The organism is Paraburkholderia sp. J11-2, from assembly GCF_905220185.1.
Lineage (GTDB): Bacteria > Pseudomonadota > Gammaproteobacteria > Burkholderiales > Burkholderiaceae > Paraburkholderia.
This window is the reverse complement of sequence record NZ_CAJMYY010000039.1, coordinates 1-26583: the sequence shown is the minus strand read 5'-3', so window position 1 is coordinate 26583 and position 26583 is coordinate 1. Positions and strand designations below refer to the sequence as shown.

Below are 26583 nucleotides of genomic sequence, written 5' to 3'. Positions count from 1 at the left end.
GATCAGCGCATGCCGGGCATCATGCCCTTCATGCCGCGCATCATCTTTTGCAGATTGCCGCCCTTCAGCTTCTTCATCATGGTGCGCATCTGCTCGTACTGGTTGAGCATGCGGTTCACTTCCTGAACCTGCACGCCCGCGCCCGCTGCGATGCGGCGCTTGCGCGTGGCCTTGATGAGTTCGGGCTTGGCGCGCTCGGCGGGCGTCATCGAGTTGATGATGCCTTCCATGCGGCGCATCTGCTTCTCGGCCTGGCCCATGTCGGCGCCCGAGGCGGCCTGCTGGAACTGGGCGGGCAGCTTGTCCATGAGCGACGACAGACCGCCCATGTTCTTCATTTGCGAGAGCTGCGCGCGGAAGTCGTTGAGGTCGAAGTCGCCGCCTTTCTTGACCTTGTCGGCGAGCTTTTGTGCGGCCTGCACGTCCACGCCGCGCTGCGCTTCCTCGACGAGCGCGAGAATGTCGCCCATGCCGAGAATACGGTTGGCCATGCGGTCCGGGTGGAACACCTCGAGGCCGTCGAGCTTTTCCGCAACGCCGACGAACTTGATCGGCTTGCCCGTGATGTGGCGCACGGAGAGCGCCGCGCCACCGCGCGAGTCGCCGTCGAGCTTGGTGAGCACGACGCCGGTGAGCGGCAGGGCGTCGTTGAACGCTTTCGCGGTGTTGACCGCGTCCTGACCGAGCATCGCGTCGACGACGAACAGCGTTTCAGCCGGCTTGAGCGACGCGTGCAGCGCCGTGATCTCGTTCATCATCGCCTCGTCGATACCGAGGCGGCCGGCCGTGTCGACGAGCAGCACGTCGTGATAGTGGCGCTTGGCCCAGTCGACCGCGGCGGCGGCGATCTCGACGGGCTTCTGGTCCGGCTGCGAGGGGAAGAAGTCGGCGCCGACCTGTTCCGTCACCGTCTTCAACTGCGCGATGGCGGCAGGGCGGTAGACGTCACACGAAACGGTGAGGACCTTCTTCTTGTACTTCTCGCGCAGGAGCTTGGCGAGCTTGCCGGTGGTGGTGGTTTTACCCGCGCCCTGCAGACCCGCCATGAGGATGACGGCAGGCGGTGTGACGGCGAGATCGAGTTCGGCGGCCTTGCCTTCGTAGTCGCCGCCGATCACGGCGGTCAGCTCGCGCTGCACCACGCCGACGAGCGCTTGTCCAGGCGAGAGGCTGGCGATCACTTCCTCGCCGAGCGCCTTCTCCTTCACCTTGGCGATGAATTCGCGCACGACGGGCAGCGCCACGTCCGCTTCGAGCAGGGCGAGACGCACCTCGCGCAGCATTTCCTGCGTGTTGGCTTCGGTCAGCCGGGCTTCGCCGCGCAGCGTCTTGACGACGCGCGCCATCCGTTGAGTGAGATTGTCGAGCATGGGGAGGCGGTGAGCAGTGCGGCCCGGCCCGCGCACGTTAAACGGGAAAGCGCCGCGTTTCGTCGCGCTTCTGTGTGTTTGCCGCGCGGCCAGGGGGCCTATAGTAAACTTCGAACATGGATATTGTACTGTATGCCCTCACCGTCCTCCTGTACGGCGGATTGTGCGCCGCCGACTGGCGCGCGCTGCGCCGCGCGGGCACCGCGCCGCTGCTTGGCAGCGTGCCGCCCGTTCCGGTGACGGTCGGCGCGGGCGCGGGCTTGGGTGGCGACGCCCTGCGCGCCCGGACCTTCGGCCCGCTTTCGCGCACGCTGCTCTTTGGCGCGCTCGCCGCGCACGGCCTGCTGCTGCACACGACGATCTTCCCCGCCAACGAAATGGTGTTCGGCTTCGCCTTCGCGTTGTCGGCCATGTTCTGGCTCGGCGCGGGCATCTACTGGATCGAGAGCTTTTTCTTTGCGCTCGACGGTCTGCGTCTGTTGCTGCTGCCGCTCGCCGCAGTCGCGTCGATCCTGCCGCTCGTGTTCGGCGGTGTGCGCGTGCTGCCCTATGCGGCGGCGCCCATGTTCAAGCTGCACTTCGTCATCGCGAACGTCGCCTACGGGCTCTTCGCGATCGCCGCGTTGCACGCGGTGCTGATGCTCGCTGTCGAGCGCCGGCTGCATGCGCTCAAGGGCGCCGGCTTTCAGCGCAACGCGAGCAATCGCGGCGGCGGCTGGCTGTCGAACTGGATCGAGACGTTGCCGCCGCTCCTCACGATGGAGAAGCTGCTGTTCCGCCTGATCGGCGCGGGCTTCGTGCTGCTCACGGCCACGCTCGTTTCCGGCATCGTGTTCAGCGAGCAGTTGATCGACCGGCCGCTCTCGCTCGATCACAAGACCGTCTTCGCGATTTTGTCCTGGCTGATGTTCGGTGCGTTGCTCACCGCGCGCAAGATTTCCGGCTGGCGCGGACGCGCCGCGCTGCGCTGGGTGATCGCGTCGTTCATCGCCTTGCTGCTCGCTTATGTGGGCAGCCGTTTCGTCTTCGAGGTGCTGCTGCACCGCCCTGTGGTTTGAGTCGTTTGAGTCGCGTGTTCCGATGAGACAGATTTTCCTCCTCGTGCTGCTGTTCGTGATCGGACAGTGGTTCGTCAAGGCCCTGCGCCGTGCGCAGACACAGTCGCGTCCCGGTGCGCAGCCGGGGCAGGGTGCGCAGCCGGGGCAAGGCGCCGCGCGCAATGCCAATGGCGGCACGAGCGCGGGCGGCCAGGCCGCGCTGCCCGAGCCGATGGTCCGCTGCGCCGAGTGCGGCGTGCATGCGCCGCGCAGTGAATCGGTGAATGTCGGCGCGCGCTCGTTCTGCAGCGCCGAGCATGCGCGCGCCTACGATGCGCGCACCACCGCCCAGGATCGCCCCGCACGATGAGCGCTGCTGCATCGCCGGAATTGCCGGGATCGCGCGCATACGAAGTCGATGCGCGAGGCTGGGTGCCGGGCGCGCGCCACCTTCCTTCGCCGAACTTCGAGGCGCGCCCGCAAGGCGCCGTGCCGACGCTCATCGTCGTCCACAACATCAGCCTGCCGCCCAACGTGTTCGGCGGCCCCGAGATCGCCGATCTGTTCCTCAACCGCCTCGACTGCGACGCCCATCCGTACTTCGACGCCAACCTGCGCGGCGTGCGCGTCTCGGCGCACTTCGTCATTCATCGCGATGGCGCGCTCGAGCAGTTCGTCTCGTGCGACGAGCGCGCGTGGCACGCGGGCGCATCGAGCTTCTTCGGGCGCGAGCGCTGCAACGATTTCGCGATCGGCATCGAACTCGAAGGCAGCGACACGACCGCCTTCGAGGCGGCGCAATACGCCACGCTTGCGGCGCTCGTGAAGGCACTCGTTGCGCACTATCCGATCGAGGCGCTGGCGGGCCATTCGGACATCGCCCCTGGGCGCAAGACCGATCCCGGCCCACACTTCGACTGGGCACGCCTCAAACACGATACGCAGCTCGCCGATGCCAGCTTCCCCTATATCCAGGGGCACGATGCGCAGAACGCGGCGTCATGACACGTTCGAACGCAGGCTAATCACCCTTCGGCTGCACAAGAAATAAGCACCTCTCGCGCGCAAAAGCAGCGTCTTGGCGCGCGCCTCGCAGACCACTCGAAAGCGCATTGGCCGGTAAGGCCCGCGCTGCTTGGCTTGCGGTCTTGTCAAGATAGGACCAGCAAAAAAAGCCATTTGATCGCCTTGTTTCTTCCACTATACTTTGTACCCGAAACAAGGCTTCACACCATATGTTGTGTTGTACCGCGGCGCCCCGCTTCATGAGCAAGGCGCCGCGCGCGTTACCAGCATAGAAAAAACAGAAACTTTGTACGGTGCCGTCGGCCGAGAGAACCGGCGCACCGGCTGTAATCGAGAGAGAAGGTACAGCCAATGATCGCGACATCCACGATGAAGACCGAAGCAGTCCGTGATTCATCTGCCTTGTCGCATCCGGCAGCCTCGCCAGGCTGGACTTTTTTCTCTGCCCGATCGATCGCGCACACGGGGGCGCGGCGTCGGCGTCCGTACTAATCCGCGAACTCTCTTCGCACCTTTCCAGGACCCAGGAGCTTTGCACATGCAAACGACCGATAACGTCTCGACCCGGTATGAAGGCGCGCCCGCGCACACGCTGGGTGGCCAGCCGCAGGACGGTCAGACGAGCGCGCAGCAGTTCGCCGACCACAAGGTGATTCGCCGCAACGGTAGCGTGGTGTCGTTCGAACCTTCGAAAGTCGCGATCGCGATGACGAAGGCTTTCCTCGCCGTGAACGGCGGCCAGGGCGCGGCTTCGGCGCGCATTCGCGAGCTGGTCGAACAGCTCACGCAGAGCGTCGTGCGCGCACTCGTGCGCAGCCGTCCGAACGGCGGCACGTTCCATATCGAAGACATCCAGGATCAGGTCGAACTCGCGCTGATGCGCGGCGGCGAGCACAACGTCGCGCGTGCCTACGTGCTGTATCGCGAGAAGCGCAACCAGGAACGCGCGCATTCGCCGGAAACGGCAGCGCCCGCAGCGCCTGGCATCAACGTCACGGACAACGGCGTGACGCGCCCGCTCGACATGCAAGCGCTGCGCGCGCTGATCGCGTCGTCGTGCGACGGTCTCGGCGATGCGGTCAACGCTGACCCGATCGTCGCGGAAACGGTGAAGAATCTGTACGACGGCGTGCCGATGACCCAGGTCTACGACTCGGCCATCCTCGCTGCGCGCACGATGATCGAAAAGGACCCGGCGTATAGCCAGGTGACCTCGCGCATCCTGCTGCACACGATCCGTCGCGAAATTCTCGAAGAGGAAGTGACGCAAGCCGAAATGGCCGTGCGTTACGCGGACTACTTCCCGCAGTTCATCAAGCGCGGCGTGGAAGCCGGCCTGCTCGACGACAAGCTCCAGCAGTTCGACCTGAAGCGCCTCGGCAACGCGCTCGACGCGAGCCGCGACCTGCAGTTCGGCTACCTCGGCCTGCAGACGCTGTACGACCGCTACTTCCTGCACGTGCATGGCACGCGCATTGAAATGCCGCAGGCATTCTTCATGCGTGTCGCGATGGGCCTCTCGCTCAACGAGATCGACCGCGAAGCGCGCGCGATCGAGTTCTACAACGTGCTCTCGTCGTTCGACTTCATGTCGTCCACGCCCACGCTGTTCAACTCGGGCACGCACCGCTCGCAGCTCTCGTCGTGCTACCTCACGACGGTTGCCGACGACCTCGACGGCATCTACGAAGCGCTGAAGGACAACGCACTGCTGTCGAAGTTTGCAGGCGGCCTGGGCAACGACTGGACGCGCGTGCGCGCGCTCGGTTCGCACATCAAGGGCACCAACGGCAAGTCGCAAGGCGTGGTTCCGTTCCTGAAGGTCGTGAACGACACGGCTGTAGCCGTGAACCAGGGCGGCAAGCGCAAGGGCGCGGTGTGCGCGTACCTGGAATCGTGGCACCTCGACATCGAAGAATTCCTCGAGCTGCGCAAGAACACCGGCGACGACCGCCGCCGCACCCACGACATGAACACGGCGAACTGGATTCCCGACCTGTTCATGAAGCGCGTGATGGAAGGCGGCGACTGGACGCTCTTCTCGCCCTCGACCTGCCCGGACCTGCACGACAAGTTCGGCGCCGAATTCGAACAGGCTTACACGGCTTACGAAGAGAAGGTCGCGCGCGGCGAGATCAAGCTGTTCAAGAAGCTGCCGGCCGCGCAACTGTGGCGCAAGATGCTCGGCATGCTGTTCGAAACGGGTCACCCGTGGATCACGTTCAAGGATCCGTGCAACATCCGTTCGCCGCAGCAGCACGTGGGCGTCGTCCACTCGTCGAACCTGTGCACGGAAATCACGCTGAACACGAGCGACAGCGAAATCGCCGTGTGTAACCTGGGTTCGGTGAACCTGGTTGCCCACATGGTCGAACAGGCCGACGGCACGTTCGCACTCGACCACGACAAGCTCAAGCGCACCATCAGCGTGGCGATGCGCATGCTCGACAACGTCATCGACATCAACTACTACGCGGTGTCGAAGGCGCGCAACTCGAACCTGAAGCACCGTCCGGTGGGCATGGGCATCATGGGCTTCCAGGACTGCCTGCACGTTCTGCGCACGCCGTTTGCTTCGCAGGAAGCCGTGGAGTTCGCCGACCGCTCGATGGAAGCCGTCTGCTACTACGCGTACTGGGCGTCGACGGAGCTGGCAGCCGAGCGCGGCCGCTACTCGACCTACCGCGGCTCGCTGTGGGATCGCGGCATCCTCCCGCAAGACACGCTCAAGCTGCTCGCCGAAGCGCGCGGCGGCTATGTGGAAGTCGACTCGAGCGAGTCGATGGACTGGACGTCGCTGCGCGAGCGCATCGCCCAGCACGGCATGCGCAATTCGAACTGCATCGCGATCGCACCGACCGCGACCATCTCGAACATCATCGGCGTGTCGCCTTGCATCGAGCCGACGTTCCAGAACCTCTATGTGAAGTCGAACCTCTCGGGCGAATTCACGGTGGTGAACGACTACCTCGTTCGCGATCTGAAGTCGCGCGGCCTGTGGGACGAAGTCATGGTCGCCGACCTGAAGTACTTCGACGGCATGCTCTCGCGCATCGACCGCGTGCCGGCCGATCTACGCGCTGTGTATGCAACGGCGTTCGAAGTCGATCCGACGTGGCTCGTCGAAGCCGCTTCGCGTCGTCAGAAGTGGATCGACCAGGCGCAGTCGCTGAACATCTTCATGGCGGGCGCATCGGGCAAGAAGCTCGACGAGATCTACAAGCTCGCCTGGGTGCGCGGCCTGAAGACCACGTACTACCTGCGCACGATGGCGGCCACGCACGTCGAGAAGTCGACGGTTGCGCACGGCGCGCTCAACGCCGTGCCGACGGGCGGCGAAGGCGGCGGCAATGCAGGCGGCGCCGCAGGTGGCACATTCGGCGGTGCGTCGGGTGGCGCATTCGGCGGTGCAGCAGGATCGACCACGATGCAGGCTGCACCGGAAGCTGCTGTCGAAGCCGCGCAGGAAGCAGAGGGTCCGGTGTGCATGATGCGTCCGGGCGATGCTGGCTTCGAAGAGTGCGAGGCTTGCCAGTAACCACGAGGTGAGCTGGCTGCGCATGATGCGTGCGGTGCAACGCCGCGCGCATCATGCGCGGACCGAAGCATCGGTAGTAAACAGTAGTAGTTGGTCGTAGCGAGATGTAACAACGAAAGAGGCGCGCGCAATGCGCGCCGACTCTCCCGGCAACTCGCACCTCGCGCGTTGCAGTACGCGAAAGAGGCAACAGGAAGGAATCCCTGGAGTTTCGCGCAGGGACAAGACTTGAGGCCGCGCGAGCATCTAGCGCCGCGCGCGGCAGGCAGTGAACGGCGAGTGAAAACGCACTCGCAGCGCGAGCGAACAGCGCGCGGCGAACGCCGTCTTTCACACACGCTCTCGATGTCGCGAAGACCTTCGAAGCACATCGCACATGCGAAGTGAGCACGACGAAGCAGTGCTCTCTACGCAGTGCTCATGCGATGCAATCGACACGACGCGATAACAAAGTGTTGTATCGAGGTCGCAACGCGAATCGAAAACAGGATTTTTCGTGTGCGAACCCTTTTATCGCTCACGAAAAGATGGTACAAACCGATCTAAATTGATGGTGACATTTATGCTCAACTGGGATGACGAGATCACGGCCGTAACTCCGTCGAGCGGTGCGCAGCAAAACGCAATGCGCAACCCCGCGGGTCAGGCTGTCCAGGCTGCCGAGATGCAGTTTGGTCTGCGTTCCGCTCCTCAGGCTTCCACGGCGACGAACATCTTCGCCAGCGACTTCGCCGTTGCACCGCCGCCGCAAGCACCGGTCTCGACCGAAGCGCGCGTGAATGTCGCCGACAAGCGCATCATCAACGGTCAGACCGACGTGAATCAGTTGGTCCCGTTCAAGTACAAGTGGGCTTGGGAAAAATACCTGGCAGGCTGCGCGAACCACTGGATGCCCCAGGAAATCAACATGTCCCGCGACATCGCCCTGTGGAAAGACCCGAACGGTCTGACCGAGGACGAGCGCCGCATCGTCAAGCGTAACCTCGGCTTCTTCGTGACGGCCGACTCGCTCGCCGCGAACAACATCGTGCTCGGCACCTACCGGCACATCACGGCGCCCGAATGCCGCCAGTTCCTGCTGCGCCAGGCGTTCGAAGAGGCGATCCACACGCACGCCTACCAGTACATCGTCGAGTCGCTGGGTCTGGACGAGAGCGAGATCTTCAACGCGTACCACGAGGTCAAGTCGATCCGCGACAAGGACGAGTTCCTGATCCCGTTCATCCAGACGCTGACCGATCCGGCGTTCAAGACCGGCACGCTCGAAGCCGACCAGAGCCTGCTCAAGTCGCTCATCGTGTTCGCCTGCATCATGGAAGGCCTGTTCTTCTATGTGGGCTTCACGCAAATTCTGGCGCTCGGCCGCCAGAACAAGATGACCGGCGCCGCGGAGCAGTACCAGTACATCCTGCGCGACGAGTCGATGCACTGCAACTTCGGCATCGACCTCATCAACCAGATCAAGCTTGAAAACCCGCACCTGTGGACCCCGGCGTTCCGTGCGGAGATCACCGAACTGTTCAAGCATGCGGTCGACCTCGAGTACCGCTATGCTGAAGACACCATGCCGCGTGGCGTGCTGGGTCTGAACGCATCGATGTTCAAGAGCTATCTGCGCTTCATCTGCAACCGCCGTTGCCAGCAGATCGGTCTCGATCAGCTGTTCCCGAACGAAGAGAATCCGTTCCCGTGGATGAGCGAGATGATCGACTTGAAGAAGGAACGCAACTTCTTCGAGACGCGCGTGATCGAATATCAGACGGGCGGTGCGCTGTCCTGGGAGTAACCCGGGCGCACTGCGGTGCAAGTCTTTAGGGGTTGCCGGAGGCGGCGCGCGAGCCGCCTCGACCGGCATGATGATTAGGAGCAGGAACGCCTGATGCAAAGCATGCCCGGAGCCAGGTTGGCTCATCGACGTGACAGGCACTTTGCGAACCCTTCAGAGGGATGGGCAAACTTCCCCCCGGAAAAGCGTGCTGGCTATGTAGCCGCCGCTTTCAACGAACGTTGCCCGGTGTCGGTAGCCGACGCCGGAATGACTTGGCGCGCTGTGCCTCGTGGCACGGCGCGCCTTACCGCATTCATTAGCGTAAGCGCGCGGGATCAGCGTACGCCGATGAATAGCCCGCTTCGCAGCGTGCGCCGTGAGAAGCGTTCGCGGGAAGCGGGTTTTGACGAAGGGTGTAGTTTGAACTGACTCTCATCTGAACCTGAAGGAGAAAAAAAATGGCTACTGCCAAGAAGAAACCGGCGGCTAAGAAGGCCGCAGTGAAGAAGGTTGCAGCGAAGAAGGCAGCTCCGGCGAAGAAGGCCGCAGCGAAGAAGGTCGCGGTCAAGAAGGTCGCAGCCAAGAAAGTCGCCGTGAAGAAGGTTGCTGCGAAGAAGGCAGCACCGGCGAAGAAGGCCGCAGCGAAGAAGGTTGCAGCCAAGAAGGCGCCTGCGAAGAAGGCTGCTGCCAAGAAGGCTGCGCCTGCGAAGAAGGCTGCCGCCAAGAAGGCTGCCAAGAAGGCGCCTGCGAAGGCCGCTGCCGCACCTGCTGCCCCTGCTGCGCAACCGTCCGCGCCCGCAGCAACGGTCAAGACTGCCCTGAACCCGGCCGCAGCATGGCCGTTCCCGACCGGCAGCCGTCCGTAAGCAGTCCGAGACGAAGCGCGCAGGCCACATCGTTCGCGCGCTTCGTTGGCCGGGCCGGGCGGCATCACGCGCAAGGCTCGATCCCGATCCCGTCGCTGGGTTGTCCGCGACGGGATTTTTTTCGTCTGGAGTTCGTAATAATCGAGGTCAGGAGTGCGAGTTCGTGCTCACGCCGCGCGCGGGCATGAAAAAAGGCGCATGCACAGGGGAGCACATGCGCCTGAGGTTCCGCATCCGGCGCGAGGCGCCGCTGCGGTACAGGGGAAAGCTTTAGTGCGTGACGCGCGTCACGCCGCCGCTCGAGAGCAGCCGCACGCGGTCGCCCGCGTTGAAGACTTCGCCGGTCGCCGTTTGCGTGATGGCCCGGTAGTCGCCGTTGTCGAGGCGCACGGTGATCTCGAGGCCGTCGCGCATGGCCACGCCGTTCTCGACCGCGTTGCCGGCCACGGCACCCGCAATGCCGCCGATGATGCCGGTGACGATCGAGCCCGTGCCGCCGCCGATCTGACTGCCGGCCACCGCGCCGAGTGCACCGCCGCCGATCGCGCCGAGGCCGCTAGGCTGGCCGTTGTTCGAGCTGATCTTCACCGCGCGCACGCTTTCGACCGTGGCCATGCGCACTGTTTGCTCGCGCTGCGCCTGCGAGGCCGTGTACACATCGGCGGAACTGCTGTTATAGGCACAGCCCGACAGCGCGAGCGACCCCGCGACCCCAGCTGCAACAATCAGACGACTCGTTATTTTCATTCCCGTAGCTCCAATGGGCGCCGTTCGTGTGCGGCGCCCGCGTTCAGTTCGGCAGTTCGTAGCCGAATGCCTCCTTGAACCGTTCGTTGATTTGCGCCCGCGTGGGCGCGTAGTTTTGCGGACCGAGATGCTCGATCTTGAGCGCGCCCATCAGGCTCGCGAGACGCCCCGTGGTTGCCCAGTCGAGGCCGTTCTCGATGCCGTAGAGCAGGCCGCCGCGGAAAGCGTCGCCGCAGCCGGTCGGGTCGAGCACCTGAGCGGCCTTGACCGGAGGAATCTCCTCGATCTTGCCGCCGTGGTAGATCTGCGAGCCGTGCTCGCCGCGCGTGATGATCAGCGCGTCGACATGGCTGGCGATTTCGTCGAACGACCAGCCGGTGCGATGGCTGACAAGGTTGGCTTCGTAGTCGTTGACCGCTACGTAGGTCGCAAGTTCAATTGCGCGGCGCAAAGACGCACCGTCGAAGAGCGGGAGGCCTTGACCCGGATCAAAGATAAACGGGATGCCTGCCTTCGCGAATTGCTCGACGTGCTGAACCATGCCGTCAAAGCCGTCCGGTGCGACGATGCCGAGCTTGATGCCGGGCGCTTCGTCGGCGCGGTTCAAATGTGATTGCATCATCGCGCCCGGGTGGAACGCGGTGATCTGGTTGTTCTCGAGGTCGGTCGTGATCATCGCCTGTGCGGACCACGTATCGTCGAGCACGCGCACGTGCGCCTTCGAGAGGCCGAGCGTGTCGAGGCGTTCGAGATAAGGGCGCGCGTCGGCTGCGCCGAGCGTCGCCATGATGCGCGCGTCGCCGCCGAGCAGATGCAGCGCGTACGCAATGTTGCCGGCACAGCCGCCGAACTCGCGGCGCATCGTCGGCACGAGAAAGCTCACGTTCAGGATGTGCACCTGCTCGGGCAGGATGTGCTCCCGAAAGCGACCTTCAAAGGTCATGATGTTGTCGTAGGCGAGCGAGCCGCAGATCAGCGTAGCCAAGGCGGGAATTCCTGTAGGGCGTGGTAGGAGAGGGGGCGGCGCACCGGCCTGCGAATCCGACCGGAAAGCAGGCTCTGTTCGTGTGCGCCGCCGCCGGATTACTTCAGCGCGGCGAGTGCGGCGTCGTAGTTCGGTTCGTTCTTGATTTCGCTCACGCGCTCGGCGTGCAAGACGTTGTCGTTTTCGTCGAGCACGACCACAGCGCGCGCGGTCAGGCCGGTGAGCGGGCCGCTCGTCACGTCCACGCCATAGGCTTGCGCGAATTCATGGCCGCGGAAGGTCGAGGCCGTGACGACGTTGGCGATGCCTTCGGTCGTGCAGAAGCGCGAAGCGGCGAACGGCAGGTCGCCCGAAATCACGACGACGGCCGTGTTGCTCAGGCCGGCTGCGGCTTCGTTGAACTTGCGCGTGGAGGTGGCGCAGGTCGGCGTGTCGAGGCTCGGCACGATGTTCAGCACCTTGCGCTTGCCGGCGAAATCGGCGAGCGAGACAGGCTTCAGATCCTTGCCGACGAGCGAGAACGCCGGGGCCTTCTGGCCGACGCTCGGGAACGTGCCGGCGACGTCGATCGGGTTACCGCCTAGCGTGACTTGACTCATGATGTGCTCTCCGGAAATGCATGTTGTGGTGAATGGCGCGCCCGCGCGAAGCGGGACGCCGGGAAACGCGCGGGGCACGCCAGTGCGCCCGCGCACAAACGGAACATCAGGGGTAGAAAATTTCGATGCGGAAGTTCGACGCCACCACGTCGCCCGTGTCGAGCCGCACGATCATGGTCTGCGTGGTGCGTGCGGGCAGACCGGCTTCGATGGACGTGCCGGGCGTGACGTAGTCCTGCGGCCACAGCACGCGCCGCACGACGATGTTGTTCTGCCGGTCGAGCAGCGACAACTCGATGGCGGGGTAGGCAAGCGCGACGTTAAAGCGGTTGCGCAGCGGCACCTTCAGTTCGAGGTGGTGCGGCTCGTTGTCGACCTGGCGCAGATCGGATGGCTCGACCAGCAGGCCGTCGATGTCGCGCGGCGGCAGCACGCGGCAGCCGAGCTGCGCGCACGCCTGCTGATAGAGCGGCTGCGAGTCGGGCCAGTAGACCATGACCGTTTCGCGCTGCCACCACGCGAGTTGCACGACGAGCAACGCGAGCAACACGATGGCAATGAGCGTGCCGAGAATGCGCCAGACGAGGCCGCGCGAGCCGCGCGGACGGGCCGGCGCTTCGCGGGTGACGGCGAATGGCGAGGTGCCGTCGTTGGGGGAGAGCGCGCTGAATGCGGGCTCGGGCGCGGGTTCGCCGGCGCGAGGGCCGAGCGCGGGCTCGGGGTCGTTCATGTGAGCCGCTGCCGATGCTTCGTTTGCAGAAAAGGTGGGCTCGGTCGGGCCGCTCGTGCCCAGGTTCGGCTCGCTGCGCGTCCAGCGCGTGGCGGGCGGGAAGGGCTCGGTGGCTGCCGGTTGCTCGGGCGGCGGCACGGGTGTAGCGGCGGCTGGCGCTGCTGCTGGTGTCGCTGGCGCGTGAGGCGCATCATGCGGCGTGCGCGCAAGCGTCGGTTCGTCGTCGAAAATGATCCGCGACTCGACCCCGCGCGTGACACCCGGCGTGGCGCCCGGGGCAATGCTTGCCCCGGGGAGTTTGTCGGCGTTGTATTGCAGGCGCGGATCGAGCTTGCTGTCCTGGGGCGGCGCCCACGGGTCCCACGCGCGATTCGTGAAATTGGGCGTGGCGCTCAGCTGCGGAGGCGGTTCTTGCGACGGCGCTGCAGCTGCAGGCTGACTCGCCTCAGCACGCTCGACATCGGCTTGCTGGGAAATCGGCTGCGATAGGGGCTGTGACGCGGACTGTGACGCGGACTGTGAATCGCGTCGTGAATCGGGCTCTAAAGCAGGCTGCGCAACAAACTGTGAAGCAACGTGTGAAGCTTCATGTGAAGCAGGCTCCGATGGCGGCGAGGTCAGGCTGGCCGCGATCTCGGCAGCAACGGGCACGGCGCGCGTGAAGTCGCCGCCTTCGGGCATCTCGTACAAACTGCCCGACGCGTCGAACGCTTCCTGACAATGTCCGCAACGCACGAGGCCGCGCCGCACGGCAAGCTGAGTGGGCTGGATGCGGAATACGGTTTCACAGAAGGGGCAGCGCGTTGCCAGAAGCATGTGGGCCGAAGATCTGGGTAGACCGGAGGATTGGTGATACCCGCATTCTACTGGCAATCCACCGCAGCCTACGACTTCGGTCATGCCGCTTGGGGCGCGATCAGGCTCGCGTGAGCCTGATCGAAACGCGAAGGGATTATGCGCGGCGCGTGCCCGCGAGGCAGACCCACCCTTCGTGTTCGCGCCAGACTGAGATGTCGATCCACTGCGCGTACACCTGCGCGACTTCCTCGGCTTGGCGCGCGAGAATGCCCGAAAGTGCGATGCGTCCGCCCGGCTTCACGCGCGAGGAGAGCATCGAGGCCATCAGCTTGAGCGGATTCGAGAGAATGTTGGCGACGACGATGTCGAACTCGCCGGCGGGGCAATCGTCGGGCAGGCCATACGTGACCTCCGCGCGGTTGCGCTCGCTGTTATGGCGCGCCGACTCGACGGCCTGCGGGTCGATGTCGATGCCGATCACCGGATTCGCACCGCACTTCTTCGCGAGGATCGCGAGAATGCCCGAGCCGCAGCCGTAGTCGAGCAGCGAGTTGCCGGGCTGCACGTGCTGTTCGAGCCATTCCATGCACAAACGCGTGGTGGGATGGCTGCCCGTGCCGAACGCGAGGCCCGGGTCCAGTTCGAGCACGAGCGCGTTCGGGTCCGGTGCATCGTGCCACGACGGCACGACCCAGATGCGCTCACCGATCTGGATCGGGTCGAACTGCGATTGCGTCAAACGCACCCAGTCCTGCTCCTCGACTTCGCGCAGCGAGAACTTCGGCGTTTCAGCGAGGCCCAACTCGTTCGAAGCGGCCGCAAGCAGCACGGCGGGATCCTGATCGGCGCCGATCAGCGCAATCACGCGCGAATGCTGCCACGCGGTGCGATCGGGGGTGAGGCCCGGTTCGCCAAAGAGCGGTTGCTCGTCGGGCGTGTCGGCGTCGGCGTCTTCCACCGACACCGAGAGGGCGCCAAGCTCGATCAGCGCGTCGGACAGTGCCTCCGCGCGGTTGCGATCCAGCTCGACGATCAGTTCCCGGTAGCTCATGAATTACGCTTCGTCCTTCTTCACTGCCTGACGTTCGGCCAGGCGGCTTTCGAGGTAGTGAATGCTCGTGCCGCCCTCGACGAACTTCGCGTCGAGCATCAGCTCGCGGTGCAGCGGGATGTTGGTCTGAATGCCTTCGACCACCATTTCCGAGAGCGCGATGCGCATGCGCTGAATGGCCTGTTCGCGCGTGGCGCCGTAGGTGATCAGCTTGCCGATCATCGAATCATAGTTCGGCGGCACGAAATAGCCATTGTAGGCATGCGAGTCAACACGCACGCCAGGACCACCCGGCATGTGCCACGACGTGAGACGGCCCGGCGACGGCGTGAACTTGAACGGATCTTCCGCGTTGATACGGCACTCGATCGCATGGCCCTTCAGCTGGATGTCGCGCTGACGGAACGAGAGCTTCTCGCCTGCGGCAATGCGGATCTGTTCCTGCACGATGTCGATGCCCGTGATCAGCTCGGTGACCGGGTGCTCGACCTGCACGCGCGTGTTCATCTCGATGAAGTAGAACTCGCCGTTTTCATACAGGAACTCGAACGTGCCCGCGCCGAGGTAGCCCATCTTCTTGCACGCATCGGCGCAACGGTCGCCGATGCGATCGAGCAGGCGGCGCGCGATGCCCGGCGCCGGCGCTTCTTCGATCACCTTCTGGTGACGGCGCTGCATGGAGCAGTCGCGCTCGCCGAGCCACACGGCGTTCTTGAACGAGTCCGCGAGAATCTGGATCTCGATGTGACGCGGGTTCTCGAGGTACTTCTCCATGTAGACCTGCGGGTTGCCGAACGCACGGCCGGCTTCCTCGCGGGTCATGTTGACCGCGTTCACGAGCGCCGCTTCCGTGTGCACGACGCGCATGCCGCGCCCGCCGCCGCCGCCCGCCGCCTTGATGATGACGGGGTAGCCGATCGCGCGCGCGATCTTCACGATTTCTTTCGGATCGTCGGGCAATGCGCCTTCCGAGCCCGGCACGCAGGGCACGCCGGTCTTGATCATGGTCTGCTTCGCCGTGACCTTGTCGCCCATCATGCGGATCGTTTCCGGGCGCGGGCCGATGAACGTGAAGCCCGACTGCTCCACACGTTCGGCAAAGTCGGCGTTCTCGGAGAGGAAGCCGTAGCCGGGGTGGATCGCTTCTGCGTCGGTGACTTCCGCCGCGCTGATGAGCGCGGGCATGTTCAGGTAGCTCAGGTTCGAAGGCGCCGGGCCGATACAGACCGCCTCGTCGGCGAGCTTCACGTACTTGGCTTCCTTGTCGGCTTCCGAATAGACGACGACCGTCTTGACGCCGAGTTCGCGGCACGCGCGCTGAATGCGGAGCGCGATTTCGCCACGATTGGCAATGAGGATTTTTTCAAACATGGTGGGTATTCGACTCATCAAAGGGCGTCGCAAGTCATATGTGCCGACGCCTCAGAGGATCGGTCGCGTGCGTCGCCGTCATGGGGCGCCAAACGCGACAAACGCGGCGTGGCCGAACAAGAAGGCCACCGCCGCGCGCAGAAAAGCTTAGGCGATCACGTAAAGCGGCTGGCCGTATTCGACTGCCTGGCCGTTCTCGACGAGGATTTCCTTGACCACGCCAGCCGCGTCCGACTCGATCTCGTTGAGCAGCTTCATCGCTTCGATGATGCAAAGCGTCTGGCCTTCCTTGACCGTGTCGCCAACCTGGACGAACGGGTCGGCGCCCGGCGACGGCGCGCGGTAGAACGTGCCCACCATCGGCGAGGTGACGATGTGGCCTTGCGGCACGGCGGGCGCGGCGGGGGCCGCTGCGGCGGCTTCGCCGACGTGGCCGGGAGCGGCGAGCGGAGCGCCCATGGCCGGTGCCGCGTATTGCGCGGGGGCCGGCTGCACGTAAACGGGCGGCGCGTTCTTGACGATGCGCACCTTGCCTTCACCCTCGGTCACTTCGAGCTCCGAGATGCCCGATTCGGAGACGAGGTCGATCAGAGTCTTCAGCTTACGTAGATCCATGGTGCAGCCCCTTTTACTTTGAATACGTGAAGTGCCGGGGCGCGCGCGTCCCGACACGGGTTGTTGTTCAGGTATTGACGGTCATCCGGCGCAGGAATCAGTCCGCCGACCGGGCAGCGAGCCGGTCGAGCGCGTATTCGAGCGCGTAGAGATAACCCTTCCAGCCGAGGCCGCAAATCACACCCTCGGCCTGGTCGGAGAAATACGAATGGTGCCGGAAGGACTCGCGGCGATGCACGTTCGACAGGTGAATCTCGACGAACGGGATGCCGACGCCTGCCAGCGCATCCCGAATCGCGACGCTCGTATGCGTGTACGCGGCCGGGTTGATCAGGATGAAGTCGGTTTGCTCGGTGCGGGCCGACTGGATGCGGTCGACCAGCGCGCCTTCGTGGTTGCTCTGGAAAGTCGCGAGTTCGACGCCGGCGTCCGCCGCGCGGTCCGAGAGCGCCTGATCGATCTGCGGCAGCGTCACGCGCCCATACACCTCCGGTTCCCGGGTGCCGAGAAGATTGAGGTTGGGGCCGTGCAGAACCAGCAGTCGCGTCATGGTCGCTTCTTTTTCCGTGGAATTGCGCGAACTTTAGCGCCGATTAGAGAAATTTGTCTAGTTTTCCGATAAGGGGATATGGCCCCGACTGCGCTTTGCAGCGAAGGTTTGGGCCGATCTTCAGTCAAATGACGGGATTTCCACGGCAAAACCAGCGATACGGCGCTTAAGATCTTGTCAGACGATCCACTGCGTCAAAGCGCGTCGAGCGTGCGCCGAAGCTCGTCCGGCTTGATTTGTCCTAATTTTGTCGCACGAACGGTGCCGTTCGCGTCGATTACCACCGTGTAAGGTAAGCCGCCCGCGTTGTTGCCGAACGCGCGCGCGACGTCCGCGCCGCCGAAACCGGCGATGTAGATCGGGTAATCGACGGGTACCTTCTTGAGGAACGTCTTGATGTTCGCCGCCGAGTCCACGCCCACACCCACGAACTGAATGCCCTTCTTCGCGTATTCACGCTGGAGCGCGGAAAGCTCCGGCATCTCCTCGACGCACGGACCGCACCACGAGGCCCAGAAGTTGACCACGATGGGCCGGCCCTTGTAGATGGCGAGCGATTGCGCCTTGCCGTCCGGGTTCGTGACCGCCGCCGACCAGAGCTGGTCGACCGCGTTCTGCTTGCCGCTCGCCGAGGCCGCGTTGCTGCTCACCGAGGCCGCGTCGGCCACGCCGGCGCTGCCGCTCGTGGCCCAGTGCCCAGCCAGTATGCCGCCGCCTGCGGCGATTGCCGCCACTGCCACGCCGGCCAGAATCCGCTTCGTATTCATCGCTGCCGTTTTCAGGTTGTGGAAGAAGTGGCGCCGCTCTCGTCGATCAGCGCCTGGAGGGCCTGCGCGTTGGCGCGTGGCAGCCTGCCACGCGCATCGGCGCGCACGGCACCGCGCAAGTCGTCCGTATTGTAGAGCGCAACGTGGATGCCCACCGGCTCCTCGGCGCGTGACGGCCGCCACATGAAGCTGAGTGTTTCCACGAAGCCGCGCGCCGCGAAATGGCGCGTTTCCGACACGTCGTACTGCACATTCGCATTCAGGAGCCAGATCGCGACATCCTTCGCGTTGTCACAAAAAATCTGCAGATGGATGTCGGAGTGCTCGCCCGCCGTGCCGTTGAGTACCGCGCCGGTCAGGAAAGGATTGAACGGCTGGAGCCGCTGCATCCATTCGAGCGCGATTTCGCGCAGGCGGCGCAGCACCGCGGGCTGACTGTCGCTCTGAAAGAGGGCCTGATATTCGCGGATCTCTTCCTCGATCTGGTCGTTGTCGGGCAGCCAGGTGCCTTCGATACGCGTTTCCCCCACCACCTGCCGGGCTGCCTTGCGTTTGGCGGTGGCGTAGTCGAGGCCGTCCTCGGCAATCATCCTTGCTGCCGCGATGGCGATTTCCTCGCGCACGCGCTGGGGATCGAAATGTGATCTGCGAACCATCCTTCAATGATACTAGAGATCGCCCTGGGCTCCGGGCAGCGGCCATTGAGCCGCGTCCGCTGTCGGGTGCGCCAAGGGTTTTCCGTCGGTGGGGAGGCCGAGGTCGAGCCAATAGGGCTTGGGGCCTCGGGTACAATACCGGTCTTTGCTGCGGCGGCGCAGGACTGCCGCCGTTCCAAGCTTCTGCATCCTTCAACCCGATCAATCCGATCGACGCGTTCACGACGCCCGCGCGGCGCGACAGGCTTATGCACATCCATATCCTCGGCATCTGCGGCACGTTCATGGGCGGACTCGCGGTGCTCGCGCGCAGCGCGGGCCACACGGTGACCGGCTGCGACGCCGGCGTGTACCCGCCGATGAGCACCCAGCTCGAAGCACAGGGCATCCGCCTCATCGAGGGTTACGACGCGAGCCAGACCGAACTGAACCCCGATCTCTATGTGATCGGCAACGTGGTCACGCGCGGCAACCCGCTGATGGAAGAGATCCTCAATCGCTGCCTGCCGTATACGTCGGGCCCGCAGTGGCTCGGCGAGCACGTGCTGCGCGACAAATGGGTGCTCGCGGTGGCGGGCACGCACGGCAAGACCACCACGAGCTCGATGCTCACGTGGCTGCTCGAAGACGCTGGCCTGAACCCAGGTTTCCTGATCGGCGGCGTGCCGCTGAACTTCGGCGTGTCGGCGCGCCTGACCGACTCGAGCTTCTTCGTGATCGAAGCCGACGAGTACGACACGGCGTTCTTCGACAAACGCTCGAAGTTCGTTCATTACCGTCCGCGCACGGCGCTGCTCAACAACCTCGAGTTCGATCACGCCGACATCTTCCCCGATCTCGCCGCAATCGAAACGCAGTTCCATCACCTCGTGCGCACGATTCCTGGCGTGGGCCGCATCGTCACGAATGGCCGTTCGGACGCGCTCGAGCGCGTGCTCACGCGCGGCGTGTGGAGCGACGTAGAGCGCTTCGGCGTGGACGGCGGCTGGCAGGCGCTGCCCGCGGAAGACGGCGTTGCCGTTGACGAGCGCTTCGCCGTGTATCACAACAGCGAACGCGTGGGCGTGGTGGACTGGCAGATCCAGGGCGAACACAACCGCCTGAACGCGCTCGCCGCCATTGCCTCTGCACGCAGCGTGGGCGTGCCGCCCGCGCAGGCTGCGGCCTCGCTTGGCACGTTCCGCAACGTGAAGCGCCGCATGGAAGTGCGCGGGAGCGTGGACGGCGTGACCGTCTATGACGACTTCGCGCACCATCCCACGGCCATCGAAACGACGATCGCCGGCCTGCGTACACGCGTCGGCCACAAAAACACGCGCATCCTCGCCGTGCTCGAGCCGCGCTCGAACACGATGAAGCTCGGCGTGATGAAGGCGCAACTGCCTGCCAGTCTCGCCGACGCCGACCTCGTGTTCGGCTACGGCGCCCCGAGCGGCAAGGACGCGCTCGGCTGGGATCTCGCGGGTGCACTCGCGCCGCTAGGCGAGAAGGCCCGCGCGTACCACGATCTCGAAGCGCTCGTGAAGGCGGTCGCAGCGGCGGCGCGCCCCGGCGACCAGGTGCTCGTGATGAGCAACGGCGGCTTCGGCGGCGTGCATCAAAAGCTGCTCGATGCCCTTTCGGTGCGGAGCGCGGCGTGATCGTCTATCTGCACGGCTTTCGTTCGTCGCCCCAGTCGTTCAAGGCGCGCCTGCTCGCGGCGCGCATGGCTGAGCTGGGCCGCAGCGGCGAATGGCTGTGCCCGACGCTGCCGGTTTCGCCGCAGGAGGCGATTGCGCTCGCCGAGCAGGACATCGGCGCGCAGTTGAAGCCGGGCGAGCGCGTCACGCTCATCGGCAGTTCGCTTGGCGGCTACTTCGCCACGCATCTCGCGGAAAAGCACGGCTGGCGCGCCGCGCTGCTGAACCCCGCCGTGGTGCCCGACCGCGATCTGTCGAAGTATCTCGGCGAGCAGCCGCTCTGGCACGGCGGCGGCAGCATCGTCGTCGAACCGCGCCATCTGGAAGAGTTGCGTGCGCTGGCCGTCGCGAGGGTGACGCAGCCCGCGCGCTACTATTTGATGGCCGCGACCGGCGACGAAGTGCTCGATTACCGCGAGATGCTCGCGCATTATCCGGGTGTGCCCACACACCTGATCGAAGGCAGCGATCATGGCATCAGCGAGTTCGCCGATTACGTCGACGAAGTGATCCGTTTCTGCGACGCCGCTTGATGCGTGCGAACGCCTATATCTATATGTATACAGCACCGCCCGCGCGCCGCGCCGGCGGTCGAAGCAAGTCTGAACGAGAGTATTGAGTGAACGTTTTCTTTGAGGAATCGGGCAGTTTCAAGGCCGGCAGCGTGCTGTCGCGTCAGGGCGACGCGTTCCAGGTCGAACTGCCCGGCGGGCGGCGCGCCAAGGTGCGCGCGAAAGACGTGCTGATCGAGTTCGAGAAGCCCGCAGCAAGCGAACTGCTGGAGCAGGCGGACGCCGCTGCCGAGGAGATCGATCTCGACTTCCTCTGGGAGTGCGCGCCCGCAGAGGAATTCGCCTACACGGCGCTGGCGAGCGAGTACTTCGGCGAAACGTATGGCCCTGTCGAGCGCGCCGCGCTTGTGCTGCGCCTGCATGGATCGCCCGTGTACTTCCGCCGCAAGGGCCGCGGCCAGTATCAGCGCGCGCCTGAAGAGCAGCTCAAGATGGCGCTGGCCTCGCTCGAGCGCAAGCGTCAGCAGGCGCTGGTTCAGGCTGGCTACGAAGATGAGCTGAAGGCGGGCGGGTTGCCCGAGGCGTTCAAGGGCAAGGCACTCGGACTCCTCACGAAGCCCGACAAGAATTCGATCGAATATAAGGCGCTCGAAGCGGCGGCGGCTGCGCGCGGCATTTCGATGCCGCGCCTCATGCTCGAATGCGGTGGCATTGCTTCGCCGCGCGCGCTGCACGAGGCGCGCTTCCTCGCGGACTTCTTCCCGCACGGTACGGGCTTCCCGCCCGTCGAAGTGGGCACGCTGCCCGAGGATCTCCCCACTGCCGCCGAGCACGTGCAGGCCTTCTCGATCGACGACGTCACGACGACCGAAATCGACGACGCGTTTTCCATCGAGCATCTGGCTGACGGCCGCGTGCGCATCGGCATTCACATCGCGGCGCCGGCGCTTGGCATCCAGCGCGGCGACACGGCGGATACGATCGCGCGCACGCGTCTTTCGACGGTCTACATGCCCGGCGACAAGATCACGATGCTGCCCGACGATTTCGTCGACGCCTTCACGCTCAAGGAAGGCGGCCTGCGCCCGGCGCTTTCGCTCTACTGCATCGTGAACCGCGAGACGCAGGAGATCGTCGCGACCGAAACGCGCGCCGAGCGCGTGTTCGTGAAGAACAATCTGCGCCACAACACGCTCGACGAGGTCGTGACCGAAGAGACGCTCGCGGCGGGCACGGGCGAATATGCGCACAAGGACGACATCGCCGTGCTGTGGCCGTTCGCGCAGGCGCTGTTCGAGAAGCGCCAGCAGGCGCGCGCGGGTTACGGCCTGCGCCGCGAAGTCCAGCGCAACACCGACTTCAACTTCTACGTGGAAGGCGAGCATGTGACCATCTCCCCGCGCCGCCGTGGTTCGCCGCTCGACATGATCGTCGCGGAACTGGCGATTCTCGCGAACTCCACGTGGGGCGCCTTCCTGCACGATCATGGCGTGCCGGGCATCTATCGCTCGCAGCGTGCGTTCGGCGCGCCGAGCGGCCCCAAGCGCACGCGCATGCAGACCAACGCCGCCCCGCACGAAGGTCTCGGCGTCGCGCAGTATGCGTGGAGCACCTCGCCGCTGCGCCGCTATGTGGACCTCGTGAACCAGTGGCAATTGCTCGCATGCGTGGAGCATGGCGTGGCCGCCAAGCTCGTCGCGCCGTTCAAGCCCAAGGACGCCGATCTGTTCGCCGTCGTGCAGGGCTTCGACGAGACCTACACCGCCTACGCCGACCATCAGCGCCGCATGGAGTACTTCTGGTGCCTGCGCTGGCTGCAGCAGGAAATGCGCGGAGAGGGCGGTGGCGAACCGCGCCGCGAATTCCCGGCGAGCGTGGTGAAGGACGACCTCGTGCGCTTTGAGGAAGTGCCGCTGCTCATGCATGTGCCCGCGCTTGGCGTGCACGCGCGCGGTACGCGTTTGATGATGGAAGTGCTGTCGATCGACGAGCTGACCATCGAGGCTTCGGTGCGCATGCTGCGCGTGCTCGACGCGCCCGTCGTGACGAGCGGCGAGCAGGCGGAAGAGGATGCGGGCGAAGACGAAGAATTGATCGAAGCCGCCGACGAGTCCGCACAGAGTGAAGCGGAAGCCGTCGCGGAAGCGGACGAAGCCGAAGACGAAGCGGCAGGCGATGCGCCCGCGGCAGAAGAACAATCGAGCGAACAGCACGCCACGGAGCCGCGCGCATGAGCGTTAGCGAATCGAAGCCCGTTGCGCACGCCGACCGTTACGCCGTAGTCGGCAACCCGGTGGCGCACAGCAAGTCGCCGTTCATCCACGCGCAGTTTGCGCTGCAAACCGGCGAGCGCGTCGAATACGATCGTCTGCTCGCGCCGCTCGACGGTTTCGTCGAGCACGTGCAGGCATTTCACGCAGCGGGCGGACGCGGCCTGAACGTGACCGTGCCGTTCAAGCTGGAAGCGCACGCGCTGGCGCACAAGCTCTCGCCGCGCGCGGCGGCGGCGGGTGCGGTGAACACGCTGCGCTTCGACGCAGACGGCATCTTCGGCGACAACACCGACGGCTTCGGCCTCGTGCGCGACATCGAGGTGAACCTGGGTGTATCGCTCGCAGGCGCGCGCGTGCTGCTGCTCGGCGCGGGCGGTGCGGCGCGCGGCGTCGTGCTGCCGATGCTCGAGCGCCGTCCGCGCGAGATCACGATCGTGAACCGCACGGCGCCCAAGGCGCACGCGCTCATCGAGCAGTTCGCAGGCGCGGCGGGCGAGTTTGGAACTCTGCTGAACGGCGGAGGCCCGCAAGCCGTTGACCCCAAGCCTTACGACGTGATCGTGAACGCGACGGCGGGCAGCCTCGACGCAGCGTTGCCCGAGTGCGACGAACGCGCGTTCGGCACGGGCACGCTTGCCTACGACATGATGTACGGCGCGCAGCCCACTGTATTCATGCGCCATGCGCAGGCACTCGGCGCGCGCGCGGCCGACGGCCTCGGCATGCTCGTCGAGCAGGCTGCGGAGTCGTTCTTCGTTTGGCGCGGCGTGCGGCCCGAGGGCGCACCGGTGCTGGCGGCATTGCGCGCGCAGTTGGCCGCGCAGGCCGCGTAACGCCCGGCGCTGCTCGGACAAGCTCGCACAACACGGAGACGACGCCATGCGCAGGCAAGCCATCGGTGCGCAAGCCGCGACGGTCGCGAGCGGCAGTGGGCGGCGTGCGCAGTCCCGCAACCGTCCCGGCGCGCGGCGCTGGCTCGCCTGGATCGTCTGCGTGTTCGCCATTGCTTGGATCGCCACGCAACTCTTCTACTTCGCGCAAATCGCGCTGTGGAACTTCGTCGATCCGCAAACCACAGCGTTCATGCGCACCGACGCCGCGCGGCTTTCCGCCGAGCGGCCCGGTCTTTCGATCCAGCACGAATGGGTGCCGTACGACCAGATTTCGCGCAACCTGAAGCGCGCGATCATCGCGTCCGAGGACGCGAACTTCGTCAACAACAACGGCTACGAGACCGACGCCATCCTCCAGGCGTGGGAGAAGAACAAGAAGCGCGGCCATATCGTGCGCGGCGGCTCGACCATCACGCAGCAGCTTGCGCGCAACCTGTTCCTCTCGCGCGAGCAGAGCTATATCCGCAAAGGTCAGGAGTTCATCATCACGTGGATGCTGCAGGCGCTGCTCGACAAGGAGCGCATCTTCGAGATCTATCTGAATTCGGTGGAGTGGGGCAACGGCGTGTACGGCGCGCAAGCCGCCGCGCGCTACTACTACCGCACGACAGCTGCGAAGCTCACGCCGTGGCAGTCGGCGCGGCTTGCGGTGATGCTGCCGCGTCCCAAGTACTTCGATGAGCATCGCAACTCGGCGTATCTTGCGCAGCGCACCGCTGTGATTGCGCGGCGCATGGGGGCGGCGGAGTTGCCGCATTGAGGTACGCTGGTACGCCAATAAAAAACGCGCCGCATTTGCGGCGCGTTTTGCTTTCTACCGGGTGCTTCGATGTTGCGCTTACTGGCGCGCGAGCCGCGCGTTATCCGGCATCGGCATATTGAAGTTGGTGCGAAACGGATTGATGTCGAGGCCGCCGCGCCGCGTGTAGCGCGCGTAGACGGCGAGCCGATCCGGTTTGCACTCGCGCAGGATGTCCATGAAGATGCGCTCGGCGCACTGCTCGTGAAAGCCCGTGTGATTGCGGTACGAGATGATGTAGCGCAAGAGGCCCGCCTGATCGATCTGCGGCCCGACGTAGTGGATCTGCACGCTGCCCCAGTCGGGCTGGCCCGTCACCGGGCAGTTCGACTTGAGCAGATTCGAGATCAGCGTTTCTTCGACCGGCGCTTCGTCGAAAGCCGCTTTCAGGAGCGTCGGCTCCGGGTGATAGATCTCCGTGTCGAGATCGAGGCGATCGAGCGAGAGGCCGTCGAATTCCTCGAACGGGATCTTGCCGAACGCGCCCGGCTGCTCGAGCCTCACCGAAACCGATGCGCCGCAAGCCGCCGTCACGTCACGCTTGATCGTGTCGCGCACCACGTCGGCGGATTCGAACGGCGTTTGCGCGAACGAACCCAGATACAGCTTGAACGACTTCGATTCGATGATGTTCGGCGAATCGGCGGGAATGAAGAACGTGGCGATCGCGATCTGCGGCTTGCCGCGCGAGTTGAGCCACGAAAGCTCGTAGGCGTTCCAGATATCGCTGCCGAAGAAGGGCAGTTGCGCGCCAATGCCGATCTGCTCGCGCGCGGCGGCACGCGGGATCGGGAACAGGAGCGAGGCGTCGTATTGCTCGGTGTAGGTGGAGGCCTTGCCGAGCGGAGATTGGTCGGGAGTCATGATGCGTTGGCTTCGGTAGCGAGATTGGTCACGCCGCTTGCCACGTGCCCGGTGGCCGTGACCGAGCGCGCGGATTCGCAGGTGCGGATCTGGTCGTCGAAGAAAAAATCAGGTTCGAACTCGCGCAGGAACGGGCCTTTGTCGAGTCCGCCAAGGAACATCGCTTCGTCGATCTCGATGTTCCAGGCCATCAGCGTACGGATTGCGCGCTCGTGCGCCGGCGCGGAGCGCGCGGTGACGAGAGCGGTGCGGATACGCATCTGCGCGTTCGCGTCGGCGAGCTTCTGCAGACGGTTGAGCGCGGCCAGCAGCGGCTGCAGCGGGCCTTGCGCGAGCGGCAGTTCGCGGTTGTCGCGCTCGTGGCTCACGAAAGCGGAAAGGCCCTTGCTCTGGAAGATCTGCTCGGCTTCATCGGAAAACAGCACCGCATCGCCGTCGAACGCGATGCGAATCTCGTGCGCGTTGCGCTCCGCCATTGTCGCCGATTCCGGAAAGACGCGTGCGGCGGGGAAGCCGGCGTCGAGCGCGCTCTTCACGTCCGCCGGGTTCGCGGAGAGAAAGAGCGATGCGTTGAGCGGCTTGAGGTAGTGCCAGGGCTCGCGCCCGCGCGTGAACACGCCGCGCTGGATGTCGAGCCCGTGCTCGCGGCACGAACTGAACGCGCGCAAGCCGCTGATGGGATCGCTGCGCGAAAGGATCACGACTTCCACGTGATGCGCGCCGTTGTTCAGCGCGAGCAGCTTGCGAATGAGCGCGAACGCCACGCCCGGCCGCGCGGGCACGGTCAGGCGCTCGCGCTGTAGCGCCTCGTAGGCTTGCAGGTCGCCGCCCTCGAACACGTGGTTTTCCTCCTCGAAATCGAAGAGGGCCCGCGACGAAATGGCGACGACGAGTTTGTCGGAGAGCGAAACGGACACGATGGCGGCCAGTTAGGCGAGGAAGAGCCGGTACGCCGGATTGCTCGTCTCTTCCCAATGCGGATAACCGAGCGTGGCGAGGAAGCGGCGGAACTCGGCGTCCTCGGCGGCGGGCACCTGGATGCCCACCAGAATCGAACTATAGTCGGCGCCCTGGTTACGGTAATGGAAG

General features: G+C 64.9%; 25 protein-coding genes and 1 pseudogene. 12 read left to right on the top strand and 14 right to left on the bottom strand.

The annotated features are described in order from the left end of the window. Positions 1-2: 2 nt before the first annotated feature. On the bottom strand, positions 3-1370 hold the full coding sequence (gene ffh, locus U5A57_RS36690) for a signal recognition particle protein (RefSeq protein ID WP_321916752.1): 1368 nt from the start codon (positions 1368-1370) through the stop codon (positions 3-5). Positions 1371-1486: 116 nt separating this feature from the next. On the opposite strand from ffh, the gene U5A57_RS36685 reads away from it, so the two are divergent. From U5A57_RS36685 to U5A57_RS36655, 7 genes are all read left to right on the top strand, one after another. Next, entirely contained in the window at positions 1487-2428 is a 942-nt protein-coding gene (locus U5A57_RS36685; protein WP_321916751.1) for an inner membrane protein YpjD, read from the top strand. Between the two features lie 22 nt (positions 2429-2450). Then, on the top strand, positions 2451-2777 hold the full coding sequence (locus U5A57_RS36680; protein WP_321916750.1) for a PP0621 family protein: 327 nt from the start codon (positions 2451-2453) through the stop codon (positions 2775-2777). Next, positions 2774-3412, top strand: coding sequence for a 1,6-anhydro-N-acetylmuramyl-L-alanine amidase AmpD (gene ampD, locus U5A57_RS36675; protein ID WP_321916748.1), 639 nt, complete (start codon positions 2774-2776; stop codon positions 3410-3412). The genes U5A57_RS36680 and ampD overlap by 4 nt, the downstream gene beginning before the upstream one ends. 559 nt (positions 3413-3971) lie before the next feature. Then, on the top strand, positions 3972-6971 hold the full coding sequence (locus U5A57_RS36670) for a ribonucleoside-diphosphate reductase subunit alpha (protein ID WP_321916746.1): 3000 nt from the start codon (positions 3972-3974) through the stop codon (positions 6969-6971). Between the two features lie 562 nt (positions 6972-7533). Then, positions 7534-8757 (top strand): ribonucleotide-diphosphate reductase subunit beta, encoded by a 1224-nt coding sequence (locus U5A57_RS36665; protein WP_158758656.1) that lies wholly within the window; start codon positions 7534-7536, stop codon positions 8755-8757. Positions 8758-8850: 93 nt separating this feature from the next. Further along, a complete protein-coding gene (locus U5A57_RS36660; protein WP_321916744.1) occupies positions 8851-9168 on the top strand; it encodes a hypothetical protein in 318 nt (105 codons plus the stop codon). Between the two features lie 29 nt (positions 9169-9197). After that, on the top strand, positions 9198-9605 hold the full coding sequence (locus U5A57_RS36655) for a histone H1-like DNA-binding protein (protein WP_321916743.1): 408 nt from the start codon (positions 9198-9200) through the stop codon (positions 9603-9605). Positions 9606-9875: 270 nt separating this feature from the next. On the opposite strand, the gene U5A57_RS36650 is transcribed toward U5A57_RS36655, so the two are convergent. The 10 genes from U5A57_RS36650 to U5A57_RS36605 form a co-directional block, all read right to left on the bottom strand. Then, positions 9876-10352 (bottom strand): glycine zipper 2TM domain-containing protein, encoded by a 477-nt coding sequence (locus U5A57_RS36650; RefSeq protein ID WP_321916741.1) that lies wholly within the window; start codon positions 10350-10352, stop codon positions 9876-9878. A 43-nt stretch (positions 10353-10395) separates the two neighbouring features. Continuing rightward, positions 10396-11337 (bottom strand): carbohydrate kinase family protein, encoded by a 942-nt coding sequence (locus U5A57_RS36645; RefSeq protein ID WP_321916739.1) that lies wholly within the window; start codon positions 11335-11337, stop codon positions 10396-10398. Between the two features lie 98 nt (positions 11338-11435). Continuing rightward, the gene (gene tpx / locus U5A57_RS36640) at positions 11436-11936 is read right to left on the bottom strand and encodes a thiol peroxidase (RefSeq protein WP_321916738.1); all 501 of its coding nucleotides are present in this window, start codon (positions 11934-11936) and stop codon (positions 11436-11438) included. Between the two features lie 106 nt (positions 11937-12042). Continuing rightward, positions 12043-13482 (bottom strand): DUF3426 domain-containing protein, encoded by a 1440-nt coding sequence (locus U5A57_RS36635; protein WP_321916736.1) that lies wholly within the window; start codon positions 13480-13482, stop codon positions 12043-12045. A gap of 136 nt (positions 13483-13618) precedes the next feature. Then, entirely contained in the window at positions 13619-14515 is an 897-nt protein-coding gene (gene prmA / locus U5A57_RS36630; protein WP_321916735.1) for a 50S ribosomal protein L11 methyltransferase, read from the bottom strand. A gap of 3 nt (positions 14516-14518) precedes the next feature. Then, positions 14519-15886: an acetyl-CoA carboxylase biotin carboxylase subunit gene (gene accC, locus U5A57_RS36625; RefSeq protein ID WP_028214031.1), complete on the bottom strand. Its 1368-nt coding sequence runs from the start codon at positions 15884-15886 to the stop codon at positions 14519-14521. 147 nt (positions 15887-16033) lie between these two features. Then, positions 16034-16501: an acetyl-CoA carboxylase biotin carboxyl carrier protein gene (gene accB / locus U5A57_RS36620; protein ID WP_321916733.1), complete on the bottom strand. Its 468-nt coding sequence runs from the start codon at positions 16499-16501 to the stop codon at positions 16034-16036. 97 nt (positions 16502-16598) lie between these two features. After that, positions 16599-17051: a type II 3-dehydroquinate dehydratase gene (gene aroQ, locus U5A57_RS36615; protein WP_321916731.1), complete on the bottom strand. Its 453-nt coding sequence runs from the start codon at positions 17049-17051 to the stop codon at positions 16599-16601. Between the two features lie 194 nt (positions 17052-17245). Continuing rightward, positions 17246-17818 (bottom strand): TlpA disulfide reductase family protein, encoded by a 573-nt coding sequence (locus U5A57_RS36610; protein ID WP_321916730.1) that lies wholly within the window; start codon positions 17816-17818, stop codon positions 17246-17248. Between the two features lie 11 nt (positions 17819-17829). Next, positions 17830-18474 carry a UDP-N-acetylmuramate--alanine ligase gene (locus U5A57_RS36605; RefSeq protein WP_321916728.1) on the bottom strand — a complete coding sequence of 215 codons (645 nt, stop codon included), beginning with the start codon at positions 18472-18474 and terminating at the stop codon, positions 17830-17832. A 200-nt stretch (positions 18475-18674) separates the two neighbouring features. On the opposite strand from U5A57_RS36605, the gene mpl reads away from it, so the two are divergent. The 5 genes from mpl (at position 18675) to mtgA (ending at position 24591) form a co-directional block, all read left to right on the top strand. Then, positions 18675-20114, top strand: coding sequence for a UDP-N-acetylmuramate:L-alanyl-gamma-D-glutamyl-meso-diaminopimelate ligase (gene mpl, locus U5A57_RS36600; protein ID WP_415774702.1), 1440 nt, complete (start codon positions 18675-18677; stop codon positions 20112-20114). After that, positions 20111-20686, top strand: coding sequence for a YqiA/YcfP family alpha/beta fold hydrolase (locus U5A57_RS36595; protein ID WP_321916724.1), 576 nt, complete (start codon positions 20111-20113; stop codon positions 20684-20686). Before mpl ends, U5A57_RS36595 begins: the two co-directional genes overlap by 4 nt. 86 nt (positions 20687-20772) lie before the next feature. Then, complete coding sequence (locus U5A57_RS36590; RefSeq protein ID WP_321916722.1) at positions 20773-22899, top strand: ribonuclease catalytic domain-containing protein; 2127 nt, start codon at positions 20773-20775, stop codon at positions 22897-22899. Next, the gene (aroE, locus tag U5A57_RS36585; RefSeq protein WP_321916720.1) at positions 22896-23771 is read left to right on the top strand and encodes a shikimate dehydrogenase; all 876 of its coding nucleotides are present in this window, start codon (positions 22896-22898) and stop codon (positions 23769-23771) included. The genes U5A57_RS36590 and aroE overlap by 4 nt, the downstream gene beginning before the upstream one ends. Positions 23772-23817: 46 nt before the next feature. Then, positions 23818-24591, top strand: coding sequence for a monofunctional biosynthetic peptidoglycan transglycosylase (gene mtgA, locus U5A57_RS36580; protein WP_321916718.1), 774 nt, complete (start codon positions 23818-23820; stop codon positions 24589-24591). 78 nt (positions 24592-24669) lie between these two features. Here mtgA and queF read toward each other — a convergent pair whose 3' ends face one another. The 3 genes and pseudogenes from queF to U5A57_RS36565 all read right to left on the bottom strand — a co-directional run. Then, positions 24670-25494: an NADPH-dependent 7-cyano-7-deazaguanine reductase QueF gene (gene queF / locus U5A57_RS36575; protein WP_321916716.1), complete on the bottom strand. Its 825-nt coding sequence runs from the start codon at positions 25492-25494 to the stop codon at positions 24670-24672. Further along, positions 25491-26411, bottom strand: a complete 921-nt coding sequence (locus tag U5A57_RS36570) for a 5'-nucleotidase (RefSeq protein WP_321916715.1) — start codon at positions 26409-26411, stop codon at positions 25491-25493. Before U5A57_RS36570 ends, queF begins: the two co-directional genes overlap by 4 nt. A 12-nt stretch (positions 26412-26423) precedes the next feature. Next, a pseudogene (locus U5A57_RS36565) lies at positions 26424-26583 on the bottom strand (threonine ammonia-lyase, biosynthetic); the annotation flags it as partial.

Coding starts and splice junctions, on each gene's coding strand:
- ffh (WP_321916752.1), bottom strand. CDS start 1,370: ATGCTCGACAATCTCACTCAACGGATGGCGCGCGTCGTCAAGACGCTG.
- U5A57_RS36685 (WP_321916751.1), top strand. CDS start 1,487: ATGGATATTGTACTGTATGCCCTCACCGTCCTCCTGTACGGCGGATTG.
- U5A57_RS36680 (WP_321916750.1), top strand. CDS start 2,451: ATGAGACAGATTTTCCTCCTCGTGCTGCTGTTCGTGATCGGACAGTGG.
- ampD (WP_321916748.1), top strand. CDS start 2,774: ATGAGCGCTGCTGCATCGCCGGAATTGCCGGGATCGCGCGCATACGAA.
- U5A57_RS36670 (WP_321916746.1), top strand. CDS start 3,972: ATGCAAACGACCGATAACGTCTCGACCCGGTATGAAGGCGCGCCCGCG.
- U5A57_RS36665 (WP_158758656.1), top strand. CDS start 7,534: ATGCTCAACTGGGATGACGAGATCACGGCCGTAACTCCGTCGAGCGGT.
- U5A57_RS36660 (WP_321916744.1), top strand. CDS start 8,851: ATGCAAAGCATGCCCGGAGCCAGGTTGGCTCATCGACGTGACAGGCAC.
- U5A57_RS36655 (WP_321916743.1), top strand. CDS start 9,198: ATGGCTACTGCCAAGAAGAAACCGGCGGCTAAGAAGGCCGCAGTGAAG.
- U5A57_RS36650 (WP_321916741.1), bottom strand. CDS start 10,352: ATGAAAATAACGAGTCGTCTGATTGTTGCAGCTGGGGTCGCGGGGTCG.
- tpx (WP_321916738.1), bottom strand. CDS start 11,936: ATGAGTCAAGTCACGCTAGGCGGTAACCCGATCGACGTCGCCGGCACG.
- U5A57_RS36635 (WP_321916736.1), bottom strand. CDS start 13,482: ATGCTTCTGGCAACGCGCTGCCCCTTCTGTGAAACCGTATTCCGCATC.
- prmA (WP_321916735.1), bottom strand. CDS start 14,515: ATGAGCTACCGGGAACTGATCGTCGAGCTGGATCGCAACCGCGCGGAG.
- accC (WP_028214031.1), bottom strand. CDS start 15,886: ATGTTTGAAAAAATCCTCATTGCCAATCGTGGCGAAATCGCGCTCCGC.
- accB (WP_321916733.1), bottom strand. CDS start 16,501: ATGGATCTACGTAAGCTGAAGACTCTGATCGACCTCGTCTCCGAATCG.
- aroQ (WP_321916731.1), bottom strand. CDS start 17,051: ATGACGCGACTGCTGGTTCTGCACGGCCCCAACCTCAATCTTCTCGGC.
- U5A57_RS36610 (WP_321916730.1), bottom strand. CDS start 17,818: ATGAATACGAAGCGGATTCTGGCCGGCGTGGCAGTGGCGGCAATCGCC.
- U5A57_RS36605 (WP_321916728.1), bottom strand. CDS start 18,474: ATGGTTCGCAGATCACATTTCGATCCCCAGCGCGTGCGCGAGGAAATC.
- aroE (WP_321916720.1), top strand. CDS start 22,896: ATGAGCGTTAGCGAATCGAAGCCCGTTGCGCACGCCGACCGTTACGCC.
- mtgA (WP_321916718.1), top strand. CDS start 23,818: ATGCGCAGGCAAGCCATCGGTGCGCAAGCCGCGACGGTCGCGAGCGGC.
- queF (WP_321916716.1), bottom strand. CDS start 25,494: ATGACTCCCGACCAATCTCCGCTCGGCAAGGCCTCCACCTACACCGAG.